Source organism: Nonomuraea sp. N2-4H (genome assembly GCF_045291505.1).
GTDB lineage: Bacteria > Actinomycetota > Actinomycetes > Streptosporangiales > Streptosporangiaceae > Nonomuraea > Nonomuraea fastidiosa.
In genome coordinates, this window is sequence record NZ_CP147987.1 from 3,340,255 (window position 1) to 3,366,258 (window position 26,004).

At 73.6% G+C, this 26,004-nt stretch carries 26 protein-coding genes and 1 pseudogene; 18 read left to right on the plus strand and 9 right to left on the minus strand.

Going from position 1 to position 26,004, the window contains the following annotated elements:
• Window positions 1-172: 172 nt before the first annotated feature.
• Window positions 173-1,060 (plus strand): oxidoreductase, encoded by an 888-nt coding sequence (locus WBK31_RS15490; protein WP_406675089.1) that lies wholly within the window; start codon window positions 173-175, stop codon window positions 1,058-1,060.
• Between the two features lie 93 nt (window positions 1,061-1,153).
• Here WBK31_RS15490 and WBK31_RS15495 read toward each other — a convergent pair whose 3' ends face one another.
• A complete protein-coding gene (locus WBK31_RS15495) occupies window positions 1,154-1,915 on the minus strand; it encodes a MerR family transcriptional regulator (RefSeq protein WP_364051204.1) in 762 nt (253 codons plus the stop codon).
• A 234-nt stretch (window positions 1,916-2,149) separates the two neighbouring features.
• On the opposite strand from WBK31_RS15495, the gene WBK31_RS15500 reads away from it, so the two are divergent.
• Window positions 2,150-3,631: an FAD-dependent monooxygenase gene (locus WBK31_RS15500; protein WP_406675090.1), complete on the plus strand. Its 1,482-nt coding sequence runs from the start codon at window positions 2,150-2,152 to the stop codon at window positions 3,629-3,631.
• Window positions 3,632-3,809: 178 nt separating this feature from the next.
• On the opposite strand, the pseudogene WBK31_RS15505 reads toward WBK31_RS15500, so the two are convergent.
• Window positions 3,810-4,118, minus strand: a pseudogene (locus WBK31_RS15505) (MarR family winged helix-turn-helix transcriptional regulator); the annotation flags it as partial.
• 57 nt (window positions 4,119-4,175) lie between these two features.
• On the opposite strand from WBK31_RS15505, the gene WBK31_RS15510 reads away from it, so the two are divergent.
• The gene (locus WBK31_RS15510) at window positions 4,176-5,417 is read left to right on the plus strand and encodes a multidrug effflux MFS transporter (protein ID WP_364051212.1); all 1,242 of its coding nucleotides are present in this window, start codon (window positions 4,176-4,178) and stop codon (window positions 5,415-5,417) included.
• A gap of 3 nt (window positions 5,418-5,420) precedes the next feature.
• Here WBK31_RS15510 and WBK31_RS15515 read toward each other — a convergent pair whose 3' ends face one another.
• The 3 genes from WBK31_RS15515 to WBK31_RS15525 all read right to left on the minus strand — a co-directional run bounded on the left by WBK31_RS15515 (window position 5,421) and on the right by WBK31_RS15525 (window position 7,818).
• Window positions 5,421-6,104 carry an SDR family oxidoreductase gene (locus WBK31_RS15515; protein WP_406675091.1) on the minus strand — a complete coding sequence of 228 codons (684 nt, stop codon included), beginning with the start codon at window positions 6,102-6,104 and terminating at the stop codon, window positions 5,421-5,423.
• A 196-nt stretch (window positions 6,105-6,300) separates the two neighbouring features.
• Window positions 6,301-7,173 (minus strand): aldo/keto reductase, encoded by an 873-nt coding sequence (locus tag WBK31_RS15520; protein ID WP_364051218.1) that lies wholly within the window; start codon window positions 7,171-7,173, stop codon window positions 6,301-6,303.
• 108 nt (window positions 7,174-7,281) lie between these two features.
• A complete protein-coding gene (locus tag WBK31_RS15525; protein WP_378790240.1) occupies window positions 7,282-7,818 on the minus strand; it encodes a winged helix-turn-helix transcriptional regulator in 537 nt (178 codons plus the stop codon).
• A gap of 38 nt (window positions 7,819-7,856) precedes the next feature.
• Between WBK31_RS15525 and WBK31_RS15530 the strand changes: the two genes are divergently transcribed.
• The 5 genes from WBK31_RS15530 to WBK31_RS15550 all read left to right on the plus strand — a co-directional run bounded on the left by WBK31_RS15530 (window position 7,857) and on the right by WBK31_RS15550 (window position 10,992).
• The gene (locus WBK31_RS15530) at window positions 7,857-8,681 is read left to right on the plus strand and encodes a nitroreductase/quinone reductase family protein (protein WP_406675092.1); all 825 of its coding nucleotides are present in this window, start codon (window positions 7,857-7,859) and stop codon (window positions 8,679-8,681) included.
• 243 nt (window positions 8,682-8,924) lie between these two features.
• The gene (locus tag WBK31_RS15535) at window positions 8,925-9,563 is read left to right on the plus strand and encodes a TetR/AcrR family transcriptional regulator (protein WP_378788939.1); all 639 of its coding nucleotides are present in this window, start codon (window positions 8,925-8,927) and stop codon (window positions 9,561-9,563) included.
• Window positions 9,544-9,852, plus strand: a complete 309-nt coding sequence (locus WBK31_RS15540; protein ID WP_378788938.1) for a DUF6204 family protein — start codon at window positions 9,544-9,546, stop codon at window positions 9,850-9,852. The genes WBK31_RS15535 and WBK31_RS15540 overlap by 20 nt, the downstream gene beginning before the upstream one ends.
• Window positions 9,853-9,880: 28 nt before the next feature.
• Window positions 9,881-10,447: a helix-turn-helix domain-containing protein gene (locus tag WBK31_RS15545; protein ID WP_378788936.1), complete on the plus strand. Its 567-nt coding sequence runs from the start codon at window positions 9,881-9,883 to the stop codon at window positions 10,445-10,447.
• Window positions 10,448-10,464: 17 nt separating this feature from the next.
• Window positions 10,465-10,992, plus strand: a complete 528-nt coding sequence (locus WBK31_RS15550) for a GNAT family N-acetyltransferase (RefSeq protein WP_364051236.1) — start codon at window positions 10,465-10,467, stop codon at window positions 10,990-10,992.
• On the opposite strand, the gene WBK31_RS15555 is transcribed toward WBK31_RS15550, so the two are convergent.
• A complete protein-coding gene (locus WBK31_RS15555; protein WP_364051238.1) occupies window positions 10,976-11,809 on the minus strand; it encodes a MurR/RpiR family transcriptional regulator in 834 nt (277 codons plus the stop codon). The genes WBK31_RS15550 and WBK31_RS15555 overlap by 17 nt on opposite strands.
• Before the next feature lie 64 nt (window positions 11,810-11,873).
• On the opposite strand from WBK31_RS15555, the gene thrC reads away from it, so the two are divergent.
• Window positions 11,874-12,926, plus strand: coding sequence for a threonine synthase (gene thrC / locus WBK31_RS15560; protein ID WP_406675093.1), 1,053 nt, complete (start codon window positions 11,874-11,876; stop codon window positions 12,924-12,926).
• Window positions 12,927-12,933: 7 nt separating this feature from the next.
• On the opposite strand, the gene WBK31_RS15565 is transcribed toward thrC, so the two are convergent.
• Window positions 12,934-14,472 (minus strand): serine/threonine-protein kinase, encoded by a 1,539-nt coding sequence (locus WBK31_RS15565; protein WP_406675094.1) that lies wholly within the window; start codon window positions 14,470-14,472, stop codon window positions 12,934-12,936.
• Between the two features lie 348 nt (window positions 14,473-14,820).
• Here WBK31_RS15565 and WBK31_RS15570 point away from each other — a divergent pair, with 348 nt between their 5' ends.
• The 9 genes from WBK31_RS15570 to WBK31_RS15610 all read left to right on the plus strand — a co-directional run bounded on the left by WBK31_RS15570 (window position 14,821) and on the right by WBK31_RS15610 (window position 21,780).
• Window positions 14,821-15,465, plus strand: a complete 645-nt coding sequence (locus WBK31_RS15570) for a DNA/RNA non-specific endonuclease (protein ID WP_364051247.1) — start codon at window positions 14,821-14,823, stop codon at window positions 15,463-15,465.
• A 91-nt stretch (window positions 15,466-15,556) separates the two neighbouring features.
• Window positions 15,557-16,168: a biotin transporter BioY gene (locus WBK31_RS15575; RefSeq protein WP_364051250.1), complete on the plus strand. Its 612-nt coding sequence runs from the start codon at window positions 15,557-15,559 to the stop codon at window positions 16,166-16,168.
• Window positions 16,169-16,175: 7 nt separating this feature from the next.
• The gene (locus WBK31_RS15580) at window positions 16,176-17,672 is read left to right on the plus strand and encodes a class I adenylate-forming enzyme family protein (RefSeq protein WP_378788929.1); all 1,497 of its coding nucleotides are present in this window, start codon (window positions 16,176-16,178) and stop codon (window positions 17,670-17,672) included.
• A gap of 1 nt (window position 17,673) precedes the next feature.
• Window positions 17,674-18,804, plus strand: a complete 1,131-nt coding sequence (locus WBK31_RS15585) for a thiolase family protein (RefSeq protein WP_406675095.1) — start codon at window positions 17,674-17,676, stop codon at window positions 18,802-18,804.
• A 3-nt stretch (window positions 18,805-18,807) separates the two neighbouring features.
• Window positions 18,808-19,482, plus strand: coding sequence for an ABC transporter ATP-binding protein (locus WBK31_RS15590; protein ID WP_364051259.1), 675 nt, complete (start codon window positions 18,808-18,810; stop codon window positions 19,480-19,482).
• Window positions 19,479-20,090, plus strand: coding sequence for an energy-coupling factor transporter transmembrane protein EcfT (locus WBK31_RS15595; protein ID WP_364051262.1), 612 nt, complete (start codon window positions 19,479-19,481; stop codon window positions 20,088-20,090). The genes WBK31_RS15590 and WBK31_RS15595 overlap by 4 nt, the downstream gene beginning before the upstream one ends.
• A 40-nt stretch (window positions 20,091-20,130) precedes the next feature.
• Entirely contained in the window at window positions 20,131-20,481 is a 351-nt protein-coding gene (locus tag WBK31_RS15600) for a metalloregulator ArsR/SmtB family transcription factor (RefSeq protein ID WP_364051265.1), read from the plus strand.
• Window positions 20,481-21,086, plus strand: coding sequence for an SRPBCC family protein (locus WBK31_RS15605; RefSeq protein WP_406675096.1), 606 nt, complete (start codon window positions 20,481-20,483; stop codon window positions 21,084-21,086). Before WBK31_RS15600 ends, WBK31_RS15605 begins: the two co-directional genes overlap by 1 nt.
• A 58-nt stretch (window positions 21,087-21,144) precedes the next feature.
• Entirely contained in the window at window positions 21,145-21,780 is a 636-nt protein-coding gene (locus tag WBK31_RS15610; protein WP_406675097.1) for an NAD(P)-dependent oxidoreductase, read from the plus strand.
• A gap of 46 nt (window positions 21,781-21,826) precedes the next feature.
• On the opposite strand, the gene WBK31_RS15615 is transcribed toward WBK31_RS15610, so the two are convergent.
• Window positions 21,827-23,011: an SWIM zinc finger family protein gene (locus tag WBK31_RS15615; protein ID WP_406675098.1), complete on the minus strand. Its 1,185-nt coding sequence runs from the start codon at window positions 23,009-23,011 to the stop codon at window positions 21,827-21,829.
• A 238-nt stretch (window positions 23,012-23,249) separates the two neighbouring features.
• The gene (locus WBK31_RS15620) at window positions 23,250-25,994 is read right to left on the minus strand and encodes an SNF2-related protein (protein WP_406675099.1); all 2,745 of its coding nucleotides are present in this window, start codon (window positions 25,992-25,994) and stop codon (window positions 23,250-23,252) included.
• Between the last annotated feature and the right edge of the window lie 10 nt (window positions 25,995-26,004).

A 26,004-nucleotide genomic window follows, 5' to 3' on the forward strand; every position in this document is an offset into this window, starting at 1 on the left:
GAGTTCTATAACAGTGAGTGTGGCATGGACAGCGCGGGAACACCACCGCCGGGGGAGCTGATATGATGATCGTGAACGCGTGAGCCTTCTCGGCCGGATATCCGTCCGCTGCCGAGGAGGCTTTTTTCGTGCCCGAAAATGGGCGTTCGACTGACATGTGATGAGGATCGACATGACTTCTGCGGCGAGTGCGGGCACGTGGCGGCTCGGCGACCTGACCGTCAACCGCATCGGCTTCGGCGCGATGCGCCTGCCCGGGCGGGTCGCCTTCGGCTCCGACAAGCGCGACCCCAAGCAGGCCATCGCCGTGCTCCGGCGGGCGATCGAGCTCGGCGTGAACCACATCGACACCGCGGCCTTCTACTTCACCGGCGACCTGGCGGCCAACGACCTGATCGCGCGGGCGCTGGCCCCGTACCCCGACGACCTGGTCATCGCCACCAAGGTCTGGCCGGGCCGCAGCCGCGTGACCGGCGACTGGTGGTGGGCCAAGCCCGCGCAGCTGCGCGAGCAGGTGGAGCAGAACCTGCGGACGCTCGGCCGCGACCGGCTCGACGTGGTGAACCTGCGCGTGCCCGGCAGCAGGCGGAACGGCTCCATCGCCGAGCACTTCGGCGCGCTGGCCGAGCTGCGCGACGCCGGGCTCATCCGGCACCTGGGCGTCTCCAACGTCACGGCCGCGCAGCTCGCCGAGGCGCAGGCGATCGCGCCGGTGGTGTGCGTGCAGAACGCGTTCGGCATCGGCTCTCCGGCCGAGGAGCGTGAGCTGCTGCGCGCCTGCGGCGAGCAGGGCATCGCGTACGTGCCGTTCTTCGCGATCGCCGGGACCGGCCGCGAGTCGGGAGCGGTGACCGGCGAGCACGGGGCGGTGGAGGAGATCGCCCGCGCCCACGGCGCCTCACCCGCGCAGGTCCGCCTGGCCTGGACGCTCGCCCAGGGCCACAACGTGCTCGCCATCCCCGGCACCGGCGACCTCGGCCACCTGGCCGAGAACGTGGCGGCGGGCGAGCTGCGGCTCTCCGGCGCCGACCTCGCCCGGCTGAACGCGCTCGGCGGCTAGCTCGACGGCCGGCGCTGCCGGTGGTGCTCTCCCTCGCCCCCTTCGGCGAGCGTCACGTCCGGCGCGGGAGGAGTCCCGCGCCCTCGGCCGGCGTCAGCGGGGCAGGCGGGCGCCGATGAGGCGGATCGCGCGGCGGACCACTTCGGCCTGGGCCGGGGCCAGGCCGTCCAGGAACGGCTCGACCGCTTCGGCCCTCCAGCCGTCCACCGCGTGGTCGGCCAGCACGTGCTCCAGACTGAACGCGGCCAGCTCCTCGGCCATCGGCGCCACCCGCGGGTCGTCGGGATCGGCGCCGGCCAGCTCGTCGAGCCTGCGGTAGAAGTCGTGCCCGCGCGCCGCCAGCTCGGGGTCGGCGGTCAGCGCGTCGAGCGCGGCGAACGTCCGCCGCCCGTCCGGCGCGCGTGAGACGCTGTCGACGAGCATGAGCAGGTCGCGGTCCCAGGCCGCCGACGGCGAGGCCGGCACGTCGATGGCCTTGAGGAACGACACCAGGTCGGGCGATGCGGTGTCGTCGGGGCTGAGCGTGCCGTCCTCGACCCGGCTCAGCACCTCGGCGAGCCTGGCCCGCCGCAGGCGGATGTCGCGTTCCTGCGCGGCCAGGTCGGCGTCGATCTCGGCGAGGATCTCGGGCAGCTCCCTGGAGCGCTCCTCGGCCATGACGTCGCGGATCTCGTCGAGGCTGAGCCCCAGCCCCACCAGCCGGCGTACGCGGGCCAGGGCGATGGCGTCGCGCATGCCGTACTCGCGGTAGCCGTTGGCCAGGCGCGGCGGCTCCGGCAGGACGCCCTGGTGGTGGTAATGGCGCACGGTACGGGTGGACACCCCGAGCAGCGCGGCCAGCTCTCCGATCCGCATGTGCCCAGTTAAGACGTTGACGCCGCGTCAAGGTCAAGCCGCCGGGGAAAAGCGGTGGACCGGGCGGTCGCCGGGCTTGTACCGTACCGGCGACCGTGACACGGCCCGAGGAGGTGACAGACCCATGAACGCTGTAGCGAAGTGGGCGCTCCGCCCTCGCGCCACGGTCAGGCGAGCGACGTAGGTGCCGCCGGGAGCGCCCCACCCCGGCACTCCCGTCGAAAGGCACCGAAAATGCACTCTTCTCCGAAGTCCGTCGAGCCCTCGCACGCCGAACCCGCCGATCCGCCGTACGACGTGGTCATCGCCGGTTGCGGGCCCACGGGCGCCATGCTGGCCGCCGAGCTGCGGCTGCACGGCGTACGGGTCCTCGTCGCCGAGCGCGAGAGCGAGCCTGGGCCGATGGTCCGCATCGTCGGCCTGCACATCCGCAGCCTGGAGCTGATGGCGATGCGCGGGCTGCTCGACCGCCTGCTCCCGCACGGCAGGCGGCGTCCTGCGGCGGGCTTCTTCGCCGCCATCCCCAAGCCCGCGCCCGAGGGCCTCGACACCCCGTACGCGTACGTCCTGGGCATGCCGCAACCGGTCATCAACCGCCTGCTCGAAGAGCGCGCCGCCGAGCTGGGCGCGCAGGTCATTCCCGGCCGCGCGGTGACCGGCTTCGAGCAGGACGCCGAGGGGGTGACCGTCGAGCTGACCGGCGGCGAGCGGCTGCGCGCCCGCTACCTCATCGGCTGCGACGGCGCCCGCAGCACGGTGCGCAAGCGGCTCGGCGTCGGCTTCCCCGGCGAGCCCGCGCGCAATGACACGCTCATGGGCGAGATGGAGGCGAGCGCGCCGCAGGAGGAGATCGCCGCCGTGGCCTCCGCCGTCGCCGCCCGCCAGTGGCCGTTCTGGATCAGGCCGTTCAACGGCGGCAGGACCTACAGCGTCGTCGTCCCCGCGGGCGGCGTGGCCGACCGCTCGCGCCCGCCCACGCTGGACGACTTCCGGCAGCGGCTGCGCGCCGTCGCCGGCACCGACTTCGGCGTGCACTCTCCGCGCTGGCTGTCCCGCTTCGGCGACGCCACCCGGCTGGCCGAGCGCTATCGGGTCGGGCGGGTGCTGCTGGCCGGGGACGCGGCCCACATCCATCCGCCCTTCGGCGGGCAGGGGCTCAACCTCGGCATCCAGGACGCGGTCAACCTCGGCTGGAAACTGGCGGCGCAGGTGCGCGGCTGGGCGCCGGACACGCTGCTCGACACCTACCACGCCGAACGCCACCCGGTCGCCGCCGACGTCCTCGACAACACCCGCGCCCAGGCCGTCCTGGCGTCCCCGGAGGCGGGGCCGCGCGCGGTGCGGCGGCTGCTCGCCGAGCTGATGGACATCGACGAGGTGAACCGCCGCCTCATCGAGAAGATCACCGCGATCGCCGTCCGCTACGACTTCGGCGCGGGTCCCGACCTGCTCGGCCGTCGCATGCCCGACGTCGGGCTGACGCGGTGCCGCCTGTACGACCTGCTGCGCGGTGGGCGCGGCCTGCTGCTCGACCGTACGGGACGCCTCACCGCAGGCGGCTGGTCGGACCGCGTCGATCAGCTCACCGATCCCGGCGCGGCGGTGGACGTACCGGGTGTGCTGCTCCGTCCTGACGGCCACGTGGCCTGGCTCGGCGACGACCAGCGCGACCTCGATGAACACCTGGCCCGCTGGTTCGGCGAGCCCGCCGGCTAGTCGCGGGCGGGGAGCGGCGCTCCCGCAGGGGAGCGCCGAGCGCGCGCAGCGCGGGCACCGCGGCCTGCAGCGCGCCGCGCTGGTCAGGCGTCAGCGCGGCGAGGGCGTCGGCGAACATCTCCGCCCAGGCGTCCTCGATCATGGCCATGCCGTGCTGGGCGTCCACGGTCGGATAGAGGCGCACCGCGCGGCGGTCGTGCGGGTCGGGCTCGCGGCGGATGAGCCCGCGGGCGAGCAGGGCGCGCACGGCCGTGCTGACGTTGCTGCTGTGCAGCCCCAGCTCGTGGGCGAGCGCCTTGGTGCCGGTGCCGGGGCAGTCGAGAACGTAGCGCAGCACGTCGAGCTCCGACGGGGGCAGGGGCGGCAGGCCCGCTTCGGTGATGCCGCCCTGCCGCAACACGCGGGCGAGCGCGTACAGTGCCGGCGCGAGCCGCCTGGCCTCGCGAAGCAGGTCGTCACGGCCGGCAGGGGCATCGCTCTTGCGCACTCCTGGATCTTACCTTAGATATAGATATGAACTTATATCTATTTGACCGGAGTGCCGATGACCTTCGCCGCCCGACGGCCGGTGGCTTCAGGGCTGACGGTGACCCTCGCCCTGCTGTCGTTCGTGGTGCCGCTGTCCACCGACATGTACCTGCCGGGTTTTCCCACCATGGCGCGCGAGCTGGGCACGGACGCGGCCGGCGTCCAGCTCACGCTCACCGCCTTCCTCGTGGGGCTGGCGACGGGCCAGCTCGTGCTCGGCCCGCTCTCCGACCGCTACGGGCGGCGCGGGCCGATCCTCATCGGCACCGGCGTCTGCACACTGGCCACGGCGCTGTGCGCGGTCGCGCCCACGCTGGGCGTGCTGGTCGTGCTGCGCTTCGTCACGGGATTCGCGGGTGCGGCAGGGGTGGTCGTCGGCCGTGCCGTGGTGACCGACGTCGCGAGCGGCGCGGCGGCGGCCAGGCTGTTCGGCCTGCTCATGGGGCTCGGCGGCATCGCGCCCATCCTCGCTCCGCTGGCGGGCGGTGCCGTGGTGGGCGGCACAGGGAGCTGGCGTGCGGTGTTCTGGGTGCTGGCGGGCGCGTCGGCGCTGATGTTCGCAGCAGCTTGCGTACGCATCCCCGAGACGCTGCCCGCCGAGCGGCGGCACACCGGCGGCGCGGGCGCTTCGCTGCGGGCCGGCGTCACGGTCCTCACCGACCGCCCCTACCTCGGCTACATGCTCGCCTTCTGCCTCGCGTTCGCCGCGCTGTTCTGCTACATCTCCGCCTCGCCGTTCCTCCTGCAGAACGTCCTGGGCTTCAGCGTGGGCACGGCGTCGGCCGTCTTCTCCGCGGGCGCGCTGACCGCGACGGCCTCCACGCTGGCCGGCAGCCGTCTCGCCGGCCGCATCAGCCCCCGCCTGCTGCTGCGCGCGGGGCTGGCGCTCATGCTCGTCCCCGGTGTCGCCGCGCTGCTCCTCACCCTCGCCGGGCAGCTGAACCGGTTCTGGGCGCTGGGCCTGCTGGGCGTCGCCTTCATCGGGCTCGGCCAGGTCTGCGCCACCGCCACCGGCCTCGCGCTGGACCGCGTACCGCATGCGGCGGGCACGGGCTCGGCGGTGCTGGGCACGCTGCAGAACGCCCTCGGCGCGGCCGTGGCCCCCTTGATGGGCATCGCCGGAGGCCACACCGCCGTGCCGCTGTTCGCCGGTATGACGCTGTGCACGCTGCTCGCCGCGGCCGCGCTCCTGCTCACGAGGCGGGAAGGCGATGTGGCTCCGGCCGGCCGGGCACCTGCGGAAGCCGAGAGGGCGTGAAGATCAGACGATCGGCTGCGACAGCGCGGCCTTGGCCTCGCGGGTCCGCTCGTCGGCCAGCACCTCGGCACGGCCCGCGAGCAGCGCCTCCATGGTCTGCTCCGCCACGGCCTCAGGGCTGATCTTCGGAGCGTCGACCCAGGCGGCCATATCCGTGTCCACGAACCCGACGTGCACCCCGATCACCAGCGTCCCCTCCTCGCGCAGCCCCTGGCGCAGGGAGTCGGTCAGCGACCACTGCGCGGCCTTCGACGCCGCGTACCCCGGGAAGCCGGGCCGCCCGCCCCAGGAGGCCAGCGACAGCATGTTGACCAGGGCGCCGCCGCCGTTGCGGGCCAGGATCGGGGCGAAGGCGCGCGAGACCCGCCAGGTGCCGAAGAGGTTGACCTCCATCGCCTGGCGGGCGCCGTCGAGCGTGCCCTCCAGCAGCGCGGTCCTGCCGTCACCGACGCCCGCGTTGTTGATCAGGATGGAGACGTCACCGGCCTCCCGCGCCGCGGCGGCGATGCCGCGCTCGTCGGTGACGTCCAGGCGCAGCGGCACGACGTCGGCGTCCTGCACACTGCCCGGGTCTCGGACGCCGACGTACACCTTCGCCGCGCCATGCTGGACGAGCGCTCGGGCGAACGCGCGGCCGATCCCGCGATTTCCGCCCGTCACGAGGGCGACCGATCCCTTGATGTCCATGCTGTTTCTCCGTTCACCAGCTGAGTTGCAAAAGACAACTCAGATGGGGAGGTGATCGCGCCACCTTCCCAGGAGCTTCCCCGTCGCACGTGACATCCTCACACCCGCGCGGCAGGCCCGGACCGGATGTCACGTGAGAAGGTGCCGGCCGGTGACCGTCCCGGCGGGCCCGGGGACGGCCCCAACCGGGCGGGACTCAGCTCGAGGAGGAGACCGCCGAGGACAGCTCGGCGAAGTCGTCGTCGGACAGCTCGATGCCGGCGGCGGCGACGTTCTCCTCCAGGTGGGCGATGGAGGAGGTGCCGGGGATCGGCAGCATCACCGGGGAACGGCGCAGCAGCCACGCGAGCGCGAGCTGCGACGGCGTGGCCGGCAGCCGCGAGGCGATCGTGTCGAGCGCCCCGCCGGGCTTGGCGAGCTGGCCGGTGGCCAGCGGGAACCACGGGATGAAGCCGATCTCGTGGCGCTCGCAGTACTCCAGCACGTCCTCGGCGGACCGGTTGGACAGGTTATAGAGGTTCTGGACCGTGGCGATCGGGGCGACGGCGCGCGCCTGCTCGATCTGCTCGACGCTGACCTCCGACAGGCCGATGTGCGCGATCTTGCCTTCGTCCTGGAGCTTCTTCAGCTCGCCGACCTGGTCCTCGAGCGGCACCTCCGGGTCGACGCGGTGGAGCTGGAGCAGCGGGATCCGCTCGAGCCCGAGGACGCGCAGGCTCATCTCGCACTGCTGGCGCAGGTAGGCGGGCCTGCCGACGGGCGTCCACTGGTTGGGGCCCTGGCGGGTGAGCCCGGCCTTGGTGGCGATGACGATGCTCTCGTCGTACGGGGCGAGCGCCCGCTTGAGCAGCGGCTCGGCGACCAGGGGGCCGTAGGAGTCGGCCGTGTCGAAGAGCGTCACGCCGAGCTCGGCCGCGCGGCGCAGCACGCGTACGGCCTCGTCCTCGTCGGCCGGCGGCCCCCACACGCCGGGCCCGGTCAGCTGCATGGTGCCGTAGCCGAGCCGGTTGACAGGCAGCGTCTTCTCGATCATGAACTGGCCGGACGCGTCGGCCCGCACAGCGGTCATCGCGGAACTTCCTTTCTCATGCCGGCCGCCGGACCCGGCGGCGTGACTGGGTCGGCGTGCCCGGCGAGACCGCGTCCTACCTCAACCTCCGGCAAAGCCTGGTATCGATCACGGATGGACGTCGATCACGACGTCGTCGCAGGCCACCTCGCGGCCCTCTCCGTTCACGAACGCGACGTGCACGGGCTCGCCGGTGGAGCGCGTCCTGCGCAGGGCCGACGGCCCGGACGGGCGCGGGCGGTGGGCGTCGCCCCACTGCTGCAGCGCGCCCAGCACCACCTGCAGGTCCGCGCCTGCCTTGGTGAGGTGGTAGCTGCGGCGCTGCCTGCTGCCTGGCTCCTGGCAGGCTCGTCGGCGGATGAGCCCTTGTCGCGTGCGGTCGCACCCACCCCCTTCAGTACAGCTACTGTACTCAGCCCGACGCCGGTTGACAGATCTTGGGCGATCTGGGCGTAATGGCGGTCGCGTCGCGTGTCGCGGTCCGGGAGGACGGTCGCGGCATGGAGGCGCCGTACCAAGGGGGTTGACGCCAATGGCCACTAGCACCGTCGGTCGTGCCTGAGCACACCGCGCCCGCGCGTCTCCCCATGCCTGGTTCGGTGTCGTAACACCCGTACGCCGGCATGTCCGTGCGGGTTTCAGCATGTCCACGACACCCACTCACCAGGAGCCTTCTTTTCAGCATGCCGAACAACTTCAACCAGCAGATCATCGACGAGTTCCGGGCCAACCGCGGCAAGGTCGGCGGCCCCTTCGAGGGCGGCAGGCTGCTGCTGCTCACCACCACCGGCGCCAAGACCGGACGCCCCCACACCACCCCGCTCGGCTACCTGCCCGATGAGGACCGCCTGCTCGTCATCGCCTCGGCGGGCGGCTCGCCCAAGCACCCGGACTGGTACCACAACGTGCTCGCCAACCCGCGGGTGACGGTCGAGGACGGCATTCTCACCTACGAGGCCGACGCCATCGTGCTCGAGGGCGAGGAGCGCGACCGCCTGTTCGCCCGCGCGGCCGAGATGGACCCGGGCTGGGCCGCCTACGAGGAGCGCTCGGGCCGCACGCTGCCGGTGGTGGCGCTGGTGCAGGTGAACCCCGGGCCGCCGCCCGGGCGGCGTATGGGCGACGCGCTCAAGGACATCCACGACGCCTTCCGCCGCGAGCTGGCCTTGATCCGCAGGGAGGCCGCCGCCTCGGGGCCGCGCCTGGCCGCGCAGCTGCGGGTCAACTGCCTGACGATGTGCAGCGGCCTGCACGTGCACCACACGCACGAGGACAACGGCCTGTTCCGCGGGATGGAGCAGCAGTTCCCGGAGCTGGCCCCGGCGATCCAGCGGATGCGGGCCGAGCACGAGGTGGTGGCGCGGCTGCTCGACGAGCTCAAGGCGCTGCTGTCCGCCGCCGACGTCGCTCCCGCCGACCTGGTCGCCGGGGTGGACCGGCTCACCAAGGAGCTGGAGGCGCACCTCGCCTACGAGGAGGAGCAGCTCGTCGCGCTGCTGAACGGCTGACGCACGACTCGCACGTCCGGGGTGTCTCTGTGGCGATAGGGACACCCCGGACGTATGCTGATGGTGCGTCCGGGCCCGGCGCCACATCTCTTCCCTTCCGCCCCTATGCCGCCATGTCAGCGGGTGTTCTGAGGGGCCGGTTTCTCTTCTTCTCCACTCTCATCCATGCGTGCCACGAACTCCTTTCGTGGAGTCGGCTGTAAAGTTGGAGTCCACTGAAAGTTTGCAGTACGCTCCAGCGGCATGACAGAAGGGCTCCGCGAGCGCAAGAAGCGCCTGACGCGGCAGCGCATCTCCGAGGTGGCCGTCGGCCTGTTCGTGGAGCGCGGCTTCGACAACGTGACGATCGCCGAGGTCGCCGACGCCGCCGAGGTGTCGGTGAACACCGTCTACAACTACTTCCAGTCCAAAGAGGACCTGGTGCTGCCTCCTGAGGAGGCCTCGCCCCGCCGGCTGGCCGACATCGTGGCCGGGCGCGCGCCCGGCGAGTCGGCGGCCGGTGCGGTGCTGGCGCGGCTGCGGCAGGAGGTGCGTGAGCGCGAGCGCCGGGTGGGCCTCACTCCGGGCTTCGGCCGGGTGCTGGAGATGATGCGGGCCGCGCCCACGCTGACCGCGCGCCTTGAGGACCTGGGCCGCAGGATGACCGACGAGCTGGCCGCGCTGCTGGCCGAGGAGTGCGGTGATGGGCCGCAAGATCCGCTGCCCCGCGTGATCGCCTGGCACATCGGCAGCCTGCACGCGCTGGTGATGGGCGAGATCGGCCGCCGTACGGCGGCGGGTGAGCGGCCCGACGAGATCGCCGCCGCCGTGCTCGATCTGCTCGACGCGGCCGAGAGCGTGCTGGGGGAGAAGGTGCTGGGCTATGGCGTACGCGGGGAGTGACGCGATGTTCCGGGTGACGATCAGCGGCAAGTTCCAGGCGATCGACGACGCCGGACGGGAGGCGGTGCGCGCGGCGGGCGGCACGGCGTACACCGAGGCGGGCACCTTCACCCACGACCCGAGCGTGTCGGCGTTCACCTTCCGCTGCCAGGTACCGGCCGGGCCGGACGACGGGGAGGACGAGGCGGCCCTGGGCGCGATGGCGGCGCTGGAGGCGTACGGGCAGCCGTACGAGGTGCTGCGCATCGGCGTGACGGACATGCGCGACATCAAGATCCGCCGACGCTGATTCTCAGATCTGGGATATCATCCCGGATATGAGACAGCCCGTGGATGTGGAGGCCAGGCTGGCCGATCGGCTCGCCCGGCTGCGCGTCGAGCACCACTGGTCGCTGGAGGAGCTGGCGAGCCGCTCCGGCATCAGCCGCTCGACGCTGTCGCGGCTGGAGCGCGGCGAGATCAGCCCCACGGCGGCGCTGCTCGGCAAGCTCTGCGAGGTGTACGGGCGGACGATGTCGCGGCTGCTCGCCGAGGTGGAGTCCGAGCCGCCGCAGATCGTGGCGGCCGGGGCGCAGCAGGTGTGGCGGGACGAGACGTCGGGGTTCGTCCGCCGCTCGGTCTCGCCGCCCCATCCCGGGCTGAGCGGCGAGGTCGTGGAGGGGCGGCTGCGGCCGGGTGCCGACATCTCCTACGACGCACCGCCCGTACCCGGCCTTGAGCAGCACATCTGGGTGCTGGAGGGCGCGGTGGAGATCACCTTCGACGGCCGCACCCACACCGTGGGAGCCGGTGACTGCCTGCGCTTCCGGCTGTGGGGGCCGTCCCGGTTCCGCTGCCCGGGCCCCGATCCGGTCCGGTACGCCATCTTCGTCGTCCTGCCCTGACCCCCGGGAGGAGCCCCATGCGCACCATCGCCCGCCTGACCCCGGCCGCGTTCGACACCTGCGTCAAGGAGCTGGCCGCACTGCTCGCCGACGCCGTGGACGGCGGCTCGTCGCTGGGGTTCGTCACGCCGTTCGACCACGAGGACGCCGCCGCCTGGTGGCGCGCGCAGGCCCCGGCCGTGGCCTCGGGCGATCTCATCGTGTGGGTCTGCCGCGAGAACGGCGCGGTCGTGGGCACCGTCGGCCTCGCCCCCGCGACCAAGGCGAACGCCCGCCACCGCGGCGAGATCGTCAAACTCATGGTCCACAGCGAGGCGCGCGGGCGCGGCCACGCACGCGCCCTGCTGGCCGCGGCCGAGCAGGCGGCGCTTGCGGCGGGGCTCGACCTGCTGATGCTCGACACCGAGACCGGCAGCGCGGCCGAGCACGTCTACCTCACCGGCGGGTGGACCCGCTACGGCATCGTCCCCGATTATGCGGCCTCGCCCGACGGCACGCTGCGCGAGTGCAGCTTCTTCTACAAGCGGCTCACAGCGACCGGGTGAGCGCATCCAGCTCGGCCAGCCGTTCGGCCGGGGCCAGGCGCGCGGCGGTGGCGACGAGCAGCAGCTCGGTGACCGCGATCTCGTGGGTGAGCGGCGCGATCGGCCCGGCGGCCTCGCGCGGCAGCGCGATCAGCAGCTCCGCCTCGGCGGCCAGCGGCGAGCCCCACGTGTCGGTGATGAGGATCAGCCGTGCGCCCCTGCCGCGCGCGGCGCGTACGAAGCGCTCGGTGGCGGGGGAGTAGCGGCGGAAGTCGTAGGCCACCACCAGGTCGGACGCGCCCAGGTCGAGCACGGTGCGGGCGCGCGCGTGCGGCGGCTCCGGCACCCGGTGCGCGCCGGGGCGCAGGCCGGCGAGCTGGCGGATGAGGTAGTCGGCGGCCAGCTCGCTGAGCGGTCCGCCGAGCGCCCAGACCGTCCTGGCCTCGGCCAGCAGGCCCGCGGCGCGGTCGCAGAGCGGCGCGGGCACGGCGGCCAGCGCGCCGTCCAGGCCGGCGCGCAGTTCCTCCGCCGCCTCTCCCAGCCCGCCTGACGGCTCGCCGGGCTCGCTTTTCCCGGTGACGTACTCCAGCAGGCGCGAGCGGTCTCTGGCGCCGTCGCGTACGGCGGCCTGGAACTCGGCGAACCCCGCGTACCCGAGCCGGTCGAACAGCCGGGAGGCGGTCGGCGGGCTCACCCCCGCACGCTCGGCCAGCGCGCGCAGCGAGCCCAGCGCAGCGAACGGATGGTCGTCGAGCAGCACCCGCACCACCGCGCGCTCGCCGGGTGGCAGCTCCGCGTAGACGGAGCTGAGCCGGGCCACGATCGCGTCGCTCTCCATGCTGACAAATGTTACATCAACCCGTCCGTACCGAAATCTTCTAACGAATGTTACGGTTCTCGGCATGAACACCTGGCGTGGCCTGATCGACAGCCCCTACCGGCGCTTCCTGCCGGTCACCCCCGACACCCCGGCCGTCTCGCTCAACGAGGGCAACACCCCGCTGCTGCGCTCGGCCCACCTGTCCGAGCTGACCGGCTGCGAGGTCTGGCTGAAGGTCGAGGGGGCGAACCCGACGGGGTCGTTCAAGGATCGCGGCATGACCGTGGCGATCAGCCGCGCCGTCGAGGCCGGCGCGCAGACCGTCATCTGCGCCTCCACCGGCAACACCAGCGCCTCTGCCGCCGCCTACGCGGCCCGCGCCGGGCTGCGCGCCGCCGTGCTCGTGCCCAAGGGCAGGGTGGCGCTGGGCAAGCTGGCCCAGGCCGTACGGTACGGCGCGGAGATCGTCGAGGTCGGCGGCACGTTCGACGACTGCCTGCGGGTGGCCCGCGAGCTGGCCGCCCACCACCCGGTCGCCCTCGTCAACTCGGTGCGCAACGAGCTGCGGCTGGCCGGGCAGCGCACGGTCGCGTACGAGATCGTGGACGCCCTCGGCGCGGCCCCCGACGTGCACTGCCTGCCGGTCGGCAACGGCGGCAACATCACCGCGACCTGGACCGGCTACCGCGCCTACAGCCCGGACCGGCTGCCGCGCATGTGGGGTTTCCAGGCGGCGGGCGCGGCCCCGCTGGTGCACGGCGCGCCGGTGGCCGAGCCGCGCACGGAGGCCAGCGCGATCAACGTCGGTCACCCGGCGACCTGGGACGGCGCGATCGCGGCCCGCGACGAGTCCGGTGGGCTGATCGCCGCGGTGAGCGACGAGCAGATCTTCGCCGCGTACCGGATGATCGCCCGCCGCGACGGCGTCTTCGCCGAGCCCGCCTCGGCGGCGGGCGTGGCGGGGCTGCTCGACCTGCACGCCAGGGGCGGGCTGGAACCCGGCCTGCGCGCGGTGATCACGCTGAGCGGCAACGGCCTGAAGGACCTCGACGCCTCGCTGCGCGGCGGCTACACCGCCGCCGAGACCTCGGCCGCGACCGCGGATGTGGCCAGGGCGCTGCGCCTGGCCGCCTGACAGGCGGTCACCAGTTCAGCTCGTCCGCCGTCAGGGGCCCCTTGCAGGCCGCCAGGGCGTTCTTCAAGTCGGTCCTGCGCGGGTCGGACAGAGGGCCGAGGACGCAGACGGGCACCCAGTCGTCCTTCTCGATGGCGCGCCGGAAGATCTTGGGCACGGGGGTGTCCAGCGGCCAGCCGACCGGGCGGTACACCGCGGAGCCCGGCTGGTCCAGCCGCACGTGCAGGGCCAGCGGGTGGTGGGCGACGCCCATGGCGTCGTCGGTGTGGCGGACGGTGACCTGCCTGATCGCGGTCCAGGGGATGGTCTGGACGCCGGAGCCGTCGCTGCCGGTGACGCCGTCCCGGTCGAGGCGCACGCTTCTCGCGGGCATGCTCCTCTTCGTCGTGAAGCGCAACCACTGGTTCGCCAGGGGGCCGACCAGCATCAAGGCCGCAAAGACCCCCATGCCCACCCACCTCGTCGAGTCGTCCAGCTCTCCGAGCGCTTGCCCGATCACGACAAGGGTCGCGACGATGAAGGCGAGGCCCCGAAAGATCCACGACAACAGCTCCGGACCTTCCTCCCAGCAGAACGCCGAAAGGCGCTCGTCACCCGTCCAGGACTCCTGGAAAGCAGGTGCGTCCTGAGGAGCGATGGGCGGGGAGGCCGGCGGGTCGGGCTTCTCCGGCGTCTCCTGCGGGACAGTGGGCGCGGTGACCGGTGTGGTGTACCTCTTCGTCGGCGCGGGTCCCTGGTCAGGGGTGCGGAGGAGGTCGAGGGCGTCGGGGATGGAGGGGCGCTTGCCGGGGTCCTTGGCCAGCAGGGCGTTCAGCAGCGGGGCGAGGCGTGTGGCGCGGGTGAGCGGCGGAGGCTCGTCACGGAGGACGGCGGCGATGGTGGCGGGGACGGCGCCGCGCCGGAACGGTGAGACGCCCTCCGCCGCCTGATACAGGGTCGCGCCCACGGAGAACAGGTCGGAGGCGGGCGAGCCGTGATCGCCGTTGAAACGCTCGGGCGCCATGTACTCGAAGGAGCCGATCACCGTGCCGGTCGATGTCATGCGGGTGTCGGTCTCGTGAATGGCGATGCCGAAGTCGGTCAGCATGATCCGACCGTCGGCGGCCAGCATGACGTTCGCGGGTTTGATGTCGCGGTGGACGACACCCGCGCCGTGGGCCGCCTCCAAGGCATGAAGGAGCGCCTTGGCAAGGTCGGCGACGTCGGGCTCCGCCAGCGGCCCGGTCCGCATCCGGTCCTCGAGCGACTCGCCGTTGATCAGCTCCATGATGATCCACGGCCGGCCGTCCTCGATGACCACGTCGTAGACGGGCACGATGTTGGGGCAGTGGCGCAGCCGGGCGGCGTTGCGGGCCTCCCGCTCGGCGTACTTGAGTCGCGCGTTGCGATCCTCCTCGTCGAGGGTCGGAGGGAGGTACACCTCCTTGACGACCACGTCGGCGCGCAGCCGGTCGTCATGGGCCTTCCAGACGCGACCGAAGCCGCCCTGGCCCAGCGGGTGTTCGAGCCGGTAACGGCCGCCGATCAGTGTTCCTGGTCCGGTCATGCTGCGGTCTCGATCCATCTGGTCTGGTCAGTCGATGGCGACCGAATCCCCGGATTCGATCTTGCCGCAGATTATCGGGACGGATGGCCGTGAGAAGGGCGAATTCGCGAGGCCATCGCACCGCGGCCGCACCACGGCGGCCACCGACCTGGCCAGGGCGCTGCTTTTCGCAGCCGGACCTATCTGCGACAAGCGCTCAAAGTGGCCGATCGGTAACGTTACGTAGTACTCCTCGCGGGCACGGACGTCACGACAAAGCCGGCAGGCGGCCGATCGAGTTCCTCCATGCCGCCGGCCTTCCCTTCCCCTGCGCGGCGCATCCCCTGAATCCCGAGAGGACTTCCCGTCGTGCCCCCGACCCGGCTTCGCCGTGCCCTGGGCGGCGCGGGCGCCACCGCGCTCCTGCTCACCGCCCCCGCATCCGCCCCCGCATCCGCCCCAGCGCCCGCGCCCGCCAAGCCGGACGCCGTCCCGTGCGCGCGCCTGCTCCGGCCTTCAGCCACCTATCGCGCCTACGACCACACCTTCACCACCGACGCCGCGGGCCGCCCCGTCGAGGCCGTGGCCAGGATCCTGGTCGACCGGGACGCCCCGCGCGGCTCCTGCGAAGGCGCGGTCGGCGACTGGGGCGGGCGCGGCGACTGGCAGGGCGGCCACCTCATCGCCGCCTCGTTCCGCGGCGTGAGCATGCGCTACAACCTCGTCCCCATGCGCGGGCGGCAGATCAACCAGGGTCTGATGAAACGGGTCGAGAACGGCGCCCGCGACTGCCTGGAGGACGGTGGCGAGGTCCGCGACTATCGCGTACGCCTGCACTATCCCAACGGCACGACGCTGACCCCGGACACGATCCGCGTCAGTCTCAAGGTGGCATCCCGGCCGGTCACGGTGATCCTGCCGAACCGTACACTGAGCGCCAAAGAGCTGCGATCCCGGCAAGACGGGATAACTGCCGCGTTCGATGCGGCGCCGTGCGGCAGGGACGGCGCGTGAACGCGGTATCGATCGCCAGCAGATGATCGGAGGGAATGTTGTGGGATACCTCCATGCCTGAGCGTGCCCGTTCTGGTGTGGGATCGACGCCATGAAGGATGAAGGGAAACAGCGCAGGAGGCTCGAGACGGGCACGCTCGCGCGGGTGGCCGTGTTCACCGCGCTGATCGCGGTGATGGGCCTGCCCGGCACGCTGAACGTCTTCGGCAACGCGGTCCCGATCACGCTGCAGACCATGGGCGTGATGCTGGCCGGCGCCATCCTCGGCACCTGGCGCGGCGCGCTGGCCGTACTGGTGCTGTACGTGCTGGTGGCCGCCGGCCTGCCGCTGCTGGCCGGCGGGCGAGGCGGGCTGGGCGTGTTCACCGCGCCGTCGGCCGGGTTCCTCATCGGCTGGCTGCCCGGCGCGGCCCTCACCGGCTGGCTGGTCGAGCGGGCCGGCCGCAGCCCGAGCACGCTCCGGCTGTTCCTGGCGAGCGTCGCGGGCGGCATGGGCGTGGTCTACCTGTTCGGGATCCCGATCCAGGCGTTGGTGTCGGGCGCCTCGCTCGGCGCGGCGGCCGGGCTCACGCTGGTGTTCGTGCCCGGCGACCTCATCAAGGCGGCGCTGACGGCCGTCGTGGTCAGGGGCGTCCAGCGGGCCTACCCCGACGCGGTGCCCGCCGTGCACCAGGAACGCCTGCGCGCCGGTGGGGAGCGCTGACGGCTCGATGCCCGTAGCAGAACACGTGCTGGCGCACGCCGCCGAGCGCCCCTCCAGGCTCGCGGTGCGCGGACCCGGTGGCGAGCTGACGTACGCGCAGCTCGCCGACCGGGTCAAGGGTGCCGCCAGGCACCTGGCCGAGACCGGGGCCGGGCCCGGCACCACGGCCGCGATCGGTCTGGCCGACCCGGTGGAGCTGCTCGTCGCCGTGCTGGCCGCCGACCTGGCCGGGGCGACGCCGCTGGTGGGCGAGCACACCTGGGACCGCGCGCGGTGGGCGGCGGTCACCGGCCCCCTGACGGCGGCCACCGGCTCTCTATCGGCCGTCACCGGCCCTCTAGCGGCGGTCACCGGGCCGTCGGCGACGGTGCCCGCCGGCGAGCCGGCGCCGCACGCGACTCGACCCGCCGACCGGCGCACGCCCGCCGCGCCGCCGGTGGCGGTGCTGATCGACGCGCCCCTGCCGTACGCGGCCGGGCCCGATGTGCCGCGCCGCGCCCAACCAGGCGATCTCGCCTGGGCCTGCTTCAGCTCCGGCAGCACGGGACGGCCGCGCGCCATCGTCCGTACTCGCGCCTCCTGGACCGATTCGTACCCCCACCTGAACGCGCTGACCGGCATCGGCCCCGACGACGTCGTGCTCATTCCCGGCCCGCTGGTCTCCTCCCTGTACGCGTTCGCCGCCCTGCACACCCTGGCCACCGGCGCGACGGCGCTGCTGCCCGGCCGCTGGCCCGGCGGCGCGCTGGCCGATCACCTCGCCGAGGCGACCGTCGTGCACCTGGTGCCGCACCGGCTGCCGGACGTGCTGGAGCGGCCGGGAGCGCTGCGGGTGGCCGTGGTCGGTGGCGCGGCCCTCGCCCCCGGCGCCCGGCAGGCCGCGGAGAAGGCCGGGGTGCGGGTGGTCGCCTACTACGGGGCCACCGAGCTGTCGTTCGTGGCCGCCGACACCGACGGGAGCGGCCTGCGTCCCTTTCCCGAAGTGGAGATCGAGGTGCGCGGCGACGGGCCGCTGGGCGAGGTGTGGGTGCGCTCGCCATGGCTGGCCGAGGGCTACCTGGGTGAGGCGGCCGGGCCGCTGCGGCGCGACGGCGACGGCTGGGTGAGCGTGGGCGATGTGGCCGAGCCCTACCACAAGGAGGGCGGGCTGCGCGTACGCGGGCGCGGCGACGGGGCGATCCAGACCGGCGGGGCCACCGTCGTGCCCGAGGACGTCGAGGAGGTGCTGCGCAAGGTGCCCGGCGTGGCAGATGCCGTGGTGGTCGGGACGCCGCACCCGTCCCTGGAGTCGGTGGTGACCGCCGTCATCGAGAGCCCGTTCGGCGAGCCGCCCGCGCGCGCCCTGCTGGAGGAGGCCGCGCGCGCCGCGCTCGACTGGGCGCAGCGGCCCCGCCGCTGGTACGCGATGTCCGGCCTGCCCCGCACGCCCACGGGCAAGCCGGCGCGGGCGCAGGTGGCGGCCCGGCTGGCGGACGGCGACCCGGCGATCAGGCGGCTGGTGTGACATGGACCTGACCCCCGTGGTGGTGGCCGCAAGGCGCACCCCGATCGGCACGGCCGGGCACGCGTACAAGGAGCTGACCGCCGAGCACCTGGCCGCGCCCGTGATCGCCGCCGTCGCCGCCGACCTGCCGGGACGGCGGATCGATGACGTGATGCTGGGCAACTGCATGGGCCCGGGCGGCAACCTGGCCAGGGTCTGCGCGCTGGCCGCCGGGCTCGGGCACGAGGTGCCCGGGGTGACGGTGGACCGGCAGTGCGGCAGCGGGCTGGCCGCGATCCTGCTCGCCGGTCAGGCGGTACGCGCGGGCGAGGCCGACCTGGTGATCGCCGGAGGTGTGGAGAGCGCCTCGACCGCGCCGCTGCGCACGTTCCGCGGGGCCGGCGCCCCGTACGAGCGGGCGCCGTTCACGCCCCACGGCACCCCCGACCCCGACATGGGCCCGGCCGCCGAGGCGCTGGCCCAGGCCAGGAAAATCGATCGCGAACGCCAGGACGCCTACGCCTGCCGCAGCCACGCCCGCGCCCTGGCCGCCCGCGCGGCGGGTCGGTTCGCCCAGGAGATCGTGCCCGTCGCAGGCCGCGGCGACGACCAGCGCCCGCGCCCGCTGCGCGCGGCGTCGCTGGCCCGGCTGCCGGCCGCGTTCGTGCCGGGCGGCACGGTGACGGCGGGGAACTCCTCCCCGGTCAGCGACGGCGCCGCCGCCGTGGCCGTGGTGCCCGAGCATGTGCGGGCGGGCCTGCCCGGCCTGCGGCTTCTGGCCGGGGCGGTGACCGGGTGCGATCCCGAGCTGCCCGGGTGGGGGCCGGTGCCCGCGATCGAGCGGGTGCTCGCGCGTACCGGAACAAGTCTGGAGTCGCTCGCGGCGGTGGAGATCGTGGAGGCGTTCGCGGCCCAGGTGCTGGCCGTCACCGACGCGCTCGGGCTCGACCCGCTCGGCGCGGACGACGAGCGGGTCTGCCCCGACGGCGGCGCGCTCGCGCTCGGGCACCCGTGGGGCGCGACGGGGGCGGTCGTGGTGACCAGGTTGTTCAGCAGGCTCGTCCGTGCGGCGGCTCCCAAGGGCACGCTCGGCCTGGCCGCGGCCGCGGTCGGCGGCGGGCTCGGCGTGGCCGCCCTGTTCGAGGTGGTGTGAGACATGATCGAATTCGCGGACGTGCACGTCCGGCTGGGCACCCGCGACGTGCTGCGCGGCATCACCGCGGAGCTGCCCGAGCGCCGGGTCGGCGTGGTGGGCGCCAACGGCTCGGGCAAGAGCACGCTGGCCCGGCTGGTCAACGGCCTGGCGCTGCCGACGTCGGGCAGCGTCACGGTGCTCGGCATGGACACCCGCCGCGACGGCGCCAAGATCAGGCGCGGTGTCGGCTTTCTGTTCACCGATCCCGACGCGCAGATCGTCATGCCGACGGTGGCCGAGGACGTCGCGTTCTCGCTGCGCCGCAAGGGCCTGTCGCGCGAGGAGGTGGACCGGCGGGTACGCCAGGTGCTGGAGCGCTACGGCCTGGCCGATCACGCCGACCATCCCGCGCACCACCTGTCGGGCGGGCAGAAGCAGCTGCTCGCGCTCTGCTCGGTCATGGTGCTGGAGCCGGAGATCATCGTCATGGACGAGCCCACCACGCTGCTCGACCTGCGCCACTCCCGCCAGGTCGCGGAGCTGCTGGAGGAGATGCCGCAGCAGGTGCTCCTGGTCACCCACGACCTGCCGCTGCTGTCGGGCTTCGACCGGGTGCTGGTGATCGACGAGGGCCGCATCGCCGCCGACGGCACCCCCGCCGAGGCCATCGCCCACTACCGGAAGCTGATGGCGTGAACAGCCTGACCGGTTCCTACGTCCCCGGAAGCTCACTGCTGCACCGGCTGCCGGCCGGGGCCAAGCTGGCCGCGCTCGCACTGGCCTGCACGGTGCTGGTGCTGCTGAGCTCGCCGCTCGCGCTGGCCGGGGCGGCGGCCGTGACAGCGGGCCTGTACGCGCTCGCCAGGGTCGGCGCGGCGGTGGCGTGGGCGCAGATCAAGCCGGTGCGCTGGTTCGCGCTCGCGCTGTTCGCCGTGCAGTTCGTGCTCGTGGGACTGGACGCGGCGCTGGCCACGACGCTGCGGGTGGTGCTGGCGGTGGCGCTGGCCGGGCTGGTGACGGTGACCACGAGGTCGTCGGACATGACGGCGGCGCTGGAACGCCTGCTGTCGCCGGTCAGGTTCGTGGGGCTGGATCCGTTCCGTCTGTCGTTGCTGCTGTCGCTGACCATCCGCAGCGTGCCGGTGGTGGCCTCGCTGGCCACGCGGGTCAGGGAGGCACAGCGGGCCAGGGGCGTCGAGCGCAGCCTGCGCGCCTTCGCGGTGCCGCTGGTGGTCAGCTCTCTGCGGTACGCCGACGCCCTCGGCGAGGCGCTGAGCGCTCGCGGGCTCGACGACGAAGATTAAGCCTTGACTTATATAAGCTCTTCCTGAAACACTCTCGTGGGTGCACGCCTTTGACGTCCTCGGCGATCCGGTACGCCGCCGGATCCTGGAGCTGCTGGCAACCGGCGAGCAGAGCTCCGGCGAGGTCACCGCCGTCATCCAGCGCGAGTTCGGCATCTCCCAGCCGGCCGTCTCCCAGCACCTGCGGGTGCTGCGCGACAGCGGGTTCGCCAGCGTACGGGCAGAGGGCACCCGACGCCTGTACGCCGTCGAGCCCGGCCCGCTGCGGGAGATCGACGCCTGGCTGGAGCGCTTTCGCGCTTTCTGGGACCAGCGCCTGGACGCGCTGGCCACGGAGCTGGCCCGGGGCAAGCGCGAACGCCGCATCACCAATGAGAAGGAGGAGTCCTGATGGACATGGTCGAAGAGATCAACAAAGCGCACCGCGAGCTGATCGACGGCAAGCGCAAGGTGCAGGTACTGCGCCGCCACTACGACGCCGAGATCGAGGACGTCTGGTCGGCCTGCACCGAGGCCGACCGGCTGGCCCGCTGGTTCATGCCGGTCTCCGGCGACCTTCGGCTCGGCGGCCACTACCAGCTCGAGGGCAACGCCCACGGCGAGATCCTGCGCTGCGAGCCGCCCAGCCTGTTCAAGGTGAGCTGGCTGTTCGGGCCGAACCCCGGCTTCAGCGAGGTCGAGGTGAGCCTGACCGCCAAGGACGGCGGCACGCTGCTGGAGCTGCGCCACACGGCGGAGGTGCCGGAGGAGATGTGGGCGCAGTTCGGCCCCGGCGCCACGGGGGTGGGCTGGGACCTGAGCCTGCTCGGCCTGGCCCTGCACCTGACCGGCGCATCCAAGCCCGACACCGACACCTTCCACGAGACCGAGGAGGGCCGCCGCTGCATCGTGGCCAGCAGCGAGGCGTGGGGCGAGGCGTACCGAGCGGCCGGGGGCGTGCCCGAGGCCGTCGAGGCGGCCGTTCGCGCGACCACCGGTTTCTACGCGCCTGAGTGACCGCGGCCCTCTCCGAGTAGGGTAGTGAGTACTCACTCACCCCCTTGGGAGGAGTCGTATGAAGATCACTGTCTTCGGAGCGACCGGCGGCAGCGGGATCCAGCTCGTCCGCCAGGGGCTGGACCGGGGCCACGAGGTCACCGCCGTGGTCCGCGACCCGGCCCGGCTGCCCGCCGAGCTGCGCGAACGGGCCGACGTCGTGGTGGCCGACGTCATGGACCCCGACGCCGTCACCCCCGCCGTCGCCGGTCGCGACGCCGTGCTCAGCGCGATGGGCCCGCACGGCAACGGCCCCACCACCGTCTGCTCCGGCAGCATCCGCTCGATCCTGACCGCCATGGAACACGCCGGGGCGCGCCGCCTGCTCATGGTCAGCGCCGCCGGCCTGGAGAGCGACGCGGGCGACGGCCTCGTCACCCGGTACGTGCTCAAGCCGATCGTGCAACGCGTCTTCCGCCACTCCTACGCCGACCTGGCGCGAGCCGAGCGGCTGCTGCGCGACTCGGACACCGACTGGACGATCGTGCGGCCCGCCCGCCTCACCGACGCCGCGGCCCCGGGCCGCTACCGCACGGCCCGCGACCTCAGCGTGCGCGGCGGGCACACCACCACGCGCGCCGACCTGGCCGACTGCATGCTCACGCTGATCGACGACCGTACGTCGGTGGGGCACGTGGTGTCGGTGGCCACGTGAGGGTGTCCGATGGCCGCTGTCTCGATGGCCGCGTGAGGGTGGTGGCTCAGCCGATGAGCGCGGAGGGGTCGCGCTCCGGGGGACCGGCGGGCCACCACCGGTCGTCGCGGCGGGTGAACGGGTACCAGCGGCCGTCGCGGCCGTAACGGAGCTGGATCTCGTCGCCGAGCGTCCAGCGGTTGCGCCAGGCGTGCAGGGGCGGAGGCCGCTCGCCCTCCCAGGCCGCTTCGAGCCGGGCGCGCGCTCTGGCCAGGTCCTGGCGGGGCGGCGTCCAGGGGCGTTCGAGCACGGCCAGGCCCTCGGCGCCGCCGTGCCGCCAGGCGGCCACTGCCGGCCCGTCGTCGGCGCCTTCGTCGCCGATGTGCTCGGCGATCAGCCGTACGTGGTCCTCGTGCTCGGTCAGCTCCGGCCACCGGTCGTGCAGCAGCAGCTCGCGCGCCCGGGCGGACGCCGAGGCGGCCAGCACCTGCAGGGCGGCCACGTCCACGCCGGGCGCCGGGTCGAGGGCGGGCGGGGTGAAGGCGACGTCGTACGGCGGCGGCTCGGGCAGCGGCGGCACCCCCGCCGCGAACGCCACGCTCGCGGGCGTCCCGGACGGCCGCAGGACGCCACCGGTCGCGTCCGCGCCCTCCGAGCCCGCCGGACCGCCACCGGCCCCGGGCGGGCCCGCGGCGGCGGGCACGTCGCGATTCTGCAGCGCCTCGACCAGCTCGCGCTCGCCGCGCCCGCGCAGGAGCAGCAGCACGAACGGGTCGGCGTCCAGCAGCCATGACGCCTGGTAGCACAGGGCGGCGGCGTGCACGCAGGGGTGACCCCAGTCGGGGCAGGAGCACTCGGGCTCCAGGTCGCCGACGGAGGGCAGCAGCGGCACGGCGGCGTCCTGCGCCGCCTCCACCAGGTCGTGCGGCATGTCGCCGTCGAGCAGCGCGGCGATGTGGCCGGCCTTGGCGGCGACCTGGTCGAGGAAGCGTTCCCACTCGGCATCGGTGAGCTGCTCGACGCTCACGACCACGTCGTAGTCGTTCTCGGCGACGGCGGCGAGCCTGCCGGGGCTGACGGTGATCGGGCCGAGCTGCCCGGTCTTGGCGTAGGCGCGGCCCTTGCGCAGCAGGCCGGCGTCGAGCGAGGTGTCCTCCATGGCCTGGATCCAGGCGCGGCCCCACCAGGAGGTGGCGAAGCGGGCGCCGGCGCGCTGGCGGGGGAAGGCGGGGAAGCCGCGGGCGGGGGTCATCGGGGCTCCAGGACGCTCATGCGGGACTTCAGGACGGTCAACGGGGGCTTCGACGCGAACCGGCCCGGGGCGGCCGGCGAGGGATCGAGGCGGCGAGCCGAGCCGAGAGCGGCCGGCAAGGAGCCGAGGCGGCGAGCCGAGCCGAGGGCGATCGGCGGGGAATCGCGGCGGCGAGCCGAGCCGAGGGCGATCGGCGGGGAATCGCGGCGGCGAGCCGGGCCGAGGGCGGTCGGCCGGGTCATCGGAGTTCGACCAGGGCGGCGAGTTCGGCGTCGGTCAGCTCGGTGAAGGCGGCCTCGCCGGAGGCGAGCACCGCCTCGGCGAGGGAGCGCTTGGCGGCCAGCATCGTGGCGATGCGGTCCTCGATGGTGCCCTCGGCGATGAGCCGGTGCACCTGGACGGGCCTGGTCTGGCCGATCCGGTACGCGCGGTCGGTCGCCTGGTCCTCGACGGCCGGGTTCCACCAGCGGTCGTAGTGGATGACGTGGTCGGCGCGGGTGAGGTTCAGGCCGGTGCCCGCGGCCTTGAGCGACAGCAGGAAGACGGGGGCCTCGCCGTCCTGGAAGCGCCGCACCATCTCCTCGCGGCGGGCGACCGGCGTGCCGCCGTGCAGGAGCTGGGTGGCGATCCCGCGCCCGGTGAGGTGCCTGTCAAGGAGGCGGGCCATGGCGACGTACTGGGTGAAGACGAGCACGGAGCCGTCCTCGGCGACGATGGTGTCGATCAGCTCGTCGAGCAGCTCCAGCTTGCCGGAGCGGCCGGGCAGGCGCGGGTCGCTCTCGTGCAGGTACTGGGCGGGGTGGTTGCAGATCTGCTTGAGCCCGGTGAGCAGCTTGACGATGAGCCCGCGCCTGGCCATGCCGCGCGCGTCGGCGATCCGGCCCATGATCTCGCGGACGACGGCCTCGTACAGGCCGGCCTGCTCGGTGGTGAGCGGCACGGGGCGGTCGGTCTCGGTCTTGGGCGGCAGCTCGGGCGCGATGCCGGGGTCGCTCTTGCGGCGGCGCAGCAGGAACGGCCCGACCAGCCGCGACAGGCGTTCCGCCGCCTCGGTGTCGCCGGACTCGACCGGCCTGGCCCAGCGGGCGCGGAAACGGGCGAGCGGTCCGAGCAGGCCGGGAGTGGTCCAGTCGAGGATGGCCCACAGCTCCGACAGATTGTTCTCGACGGGGGTGCCGGTCAGGGCGACGCGGGCGGCGGCGGGGATCTCGCGCAGCGCCTTGGCGGTGCCGGACGCGGGGTTCTTGACGTGCTGGGCCTCGTCGGCGACCACCATGCCCCAGGTGTGCGCGGCCAGGCGGTCGGCGTCGAGGCGCATGGTGGCGTACGTGGTGAGCACGAACCCCTCGTCGGCGAGCGTGCGGTTGCCTCCGTGGTAGCGGCGTACCGGGACGCCGGGCGCGAAGCGGGCGATCTCCCGCTCCCAGTTGCCCAGCAGCGAGGCCGGGCAGACGACCAGCGTCGGCCCGGCCGCACGGTGCAGGTGCAGGGCGATGAGCGTGACGGTCTTGCCGAGGCCCATGTCGTCGGCCAGGCAGGCGCCGAGACCGAGCGAGGTCATCCTGGCCAGCCAGCGCAGCCCGGAGAGCTGGTAGTCGCGCAGGGTGGCGGCCAGGCCGGGCGGCGGCGGCACGTCGGCGGGTTCGCACAGGCGGCGGCGCAGCTCGTCGAGCCAGGCGGTGGGCTCGACGGGCACCTGCTCGCCCTCGGCCTCGACCGTTCCGGTGAGCGCGGCGGCGAGCGCTTCGATGCCGGTCAGCGGCTTGAGCTCGCGCTGCCGGGCCTTGCGCGCCAGGTCGGGGTCGATGAGCACCCACTGGTCGCGCAGCCGTACGACGGGGCGGTGCGCTTCGGCGAGCCGGTCCATCTCCTCGGCGGTCAGGCGCTGCCCGCCGAGCGCGAGCTGCCAGTCGAAGCTCGCCAGGTGGTTGCCGCCGAGGAAGGAGGGCAGGTCGGACGGCGCCGGGTCGCGGTCGCCGACGACGGCACGGGCGGTGAGGCCGCGGACGAGGGATCGCGGCCAGTGCACGTCCACGCCCGCGGCGGCCAGCCGGTCGGCGGCCCCGGCCAGCAGCTCCTCCACGTCGCCGTCGGACAGCGCGAGCTCGTCGGGCACGGCGCTGTCGAGCAGTTCCTGCAGGCGGGGCCAGGCGCGGGCGGCCCGGCGTACGGCGAGGGTGGCCTCGATCCTGGCGCGCGGGCCGAAGCCGGGGTCGCGGCCGCGCCACAGGTCGGCGGCGTCCACGACGAGCGCGGGGTCGGCGAGGCTGTGCAGCTGGGCGACGGCGCGGAGCTCGGCGCCGTCCTGATCGCCGGCCAGGTCGTCGGCCTCGATGCGCAGCGACAGCCGCAGGCCCGCGTCCAGCCCTGATGAGACCTCCTCGGCCCAGCCGCGCAGGTGGGGCACCTTGACGGGGTTCATGGCGGCGTAGGCGGTCTGTCCGGTGGCGCGTACGGCGCCGGGCGAGCGCGGCATGGCGTCGGCGACGGCGTCGAGGAAGGCCCGCAGCAGCGGCTCGGCGTCAGGCAGCAGCGCATCACCGGCGGCGTGCGGGGTGCCGTCCAGAGAGAGCGGTACGGCGCGGGCGGCGGCGGGCATGGCGGCGGCCAACTCGCGTACGCGGCGGGCGTCGTCGGCGTCCAGCGGCCCGGCCCGCCAGGAGTCGTGCTCGCCGGGGGATACGCCGGGCAGGATGCGGCCCCGGGTGACGAGCTGCAGCGCGATGAGCGCGGCGGCGCCCCAGAAGCGCGCCGCTGGGTGAGCGTGGGGGTCTTTGCGGGCTCTGGCCAGGGCGGCGACGGCCTGCCCGACGGGCACGAACGTGGCGGGGACGGACCGGGTGGCCACGCCGCCGTCACGTTCTTCCGCTACGGTCAGCACACTGTCCCCCTCTGGGGTGAGGAAGGCGATGTGCCCGCTTCGTGGCGGGTCGCCGGGCTGGAAGACCGCAGGGTACCGGGCCAGATCCGTCTGAGAGCTCACGGCCGTACAG

Coding starts and splice junctions, on each gene's coding strand:
- WBK31_RS15590 (WP_364051259.1), top strand. CDS start 18,808: ATGATCGAATTCGCGGACGTGCACGTCCGGCTGGGCACCCGCGACGTG.
- WBK31_RS15540 (WP_378788938.1), top strand. CDS start 9,544: ATGGCGTACGCGGGGAGTGACGCGATGTTCCGGGTGACGATCAGCGGC.
- thrC (WP_406675093.1), top strand. CDS start 11,874: ATGAACACCTGGCGTGGCCTGATCGACAGCCCCTACCGGCGCTTCCTG.
- WBK31_RS15555 (WP_364051238.1), bottom strand. CDS start 11,809: ATGGAGAGCGACGCGATCGTGGCCCGGCTCAGCTCCGTCTACGCGGAG.
- WBK31_RS15615 (WP_406675098.1), bottom strand. CDS start 23,011: ATGACCCCCGCCCGCGGCTTCCCCGCCTTCCCCCGCCAGCGCGCCGGC.
- WBK31_RS15500 (WP_406675090.1), top strand. CDS start 2,150: ATGCACTCTTCTCCGAAGTCCGTCGAGCCCTCGCACGCCGAACCCGCC.
- WBK31_RS15520 (WP_364051218.1), bottom strand. CDS start 7,173: ATGACCGCTGTGCGGGCCGACGCGTCCGGCCAGTTCATGATCGAGAAG.
- WBK31_RS15490 (WP_406675089.1), top strand. CDS start 173: ATGACTTCTGCGGCGAGTGCGGGCACGTGGCGGCTCGGCGACCTGACC.
- WBK31_RS15495 (WP_364051204.1), bottom strand. CDS start 1,915: ATGCGGATCGGAGAGCTGGCCGCGCTGCTCGGGGTGTCCACCCGTACC.
- WBK31_RS15535 (WP_378788939.1), top strand. CDS start 8,925: ATGACAGAAGGGCTCCGCGAGCGCAAGAAGCGCCTGACGCGGCAGCGC.
- WBK31_RS15585 (WP_406675095.1), top strand. CDS start 17,674: ATGGACCTGACCCCCGTGGTGGTGGCCGCAAGGCGCACCCCGATCGGC.
- WBK31_RS15530 (WP_406675092.1), top strand. CDS start 7,857: ATGCCGAACAACTTCAACCAGCAGATCATCGACGAGTTCCGGGCCAAC.
- WBK31_RS15545 (WP_378788936.1), top strand. CDS start 9,881: ATGAGACAGCCCGTGGATGTGGAGGCCAGGCTGGCCGATCGGCTCGCC.
- WBK31_RS15550 (WP_364051236.1), top strand. CDS start 10,465: ATGCGCACCATCGCCCGCCTGACCCCGGCCGCGTTCGACACCTGCGTC.
- WBK31_RS15575 (WP_364051250.1), top strand. CDS start 15,557: ATGAAGGATGAAGGGAAACAGCGCAGGAGGCTCGAGACGGGCACGCTC.
- WBK31_RS15525 (WP_378790240.1), bottom strand. CDS start 7,818: ATGCTGAAACCCGCACGGACATGCCGGCGTACGGGTGTTACGACACCG.
- WBK31_RS15610 (WP_406675097.1), top strand. CDS start 21,145: ATGAAGATCACTGTCTTCGGAGCGACCGGCGGCAGCGGGATCCAGCTC.
- WBK31_RS15510 (WP_364051212.1), top strand. CDS start 4,176: ATGACCTTCGCCGCCCGACGGCCGGTGGCTTCAGGGCTGACGGTGACC.
- WBK31_RS15565 (WP_406675094.1), bottom strand. CDS start 14,472: ATGACCGGACCAGGAACACTGATCGGCGGCCGTTACCGGCTCGAACAC.
- WBK31_RS15580 (WP_378788929.1), top strand. CDS start 16,176: ATGCCCGTAGCAGAACACGTGCTGGCGCACGCCGCCGAGCGCCCCTCC.
- WBK31_RS15515 (WP_406675091.1), bottom strand. CDS start 6,104: ATGGACATCAAGGGATCGGTCGCCCTCGTGACGGGCGGAAATCGCGGG.
- WBK31_RS15605 (WP_406675096.1), top strand. CDS start 20,481: ATGGACATGGTCGAAGAGATCAACAAAGCGCACCGCGAGCTGATCGAC.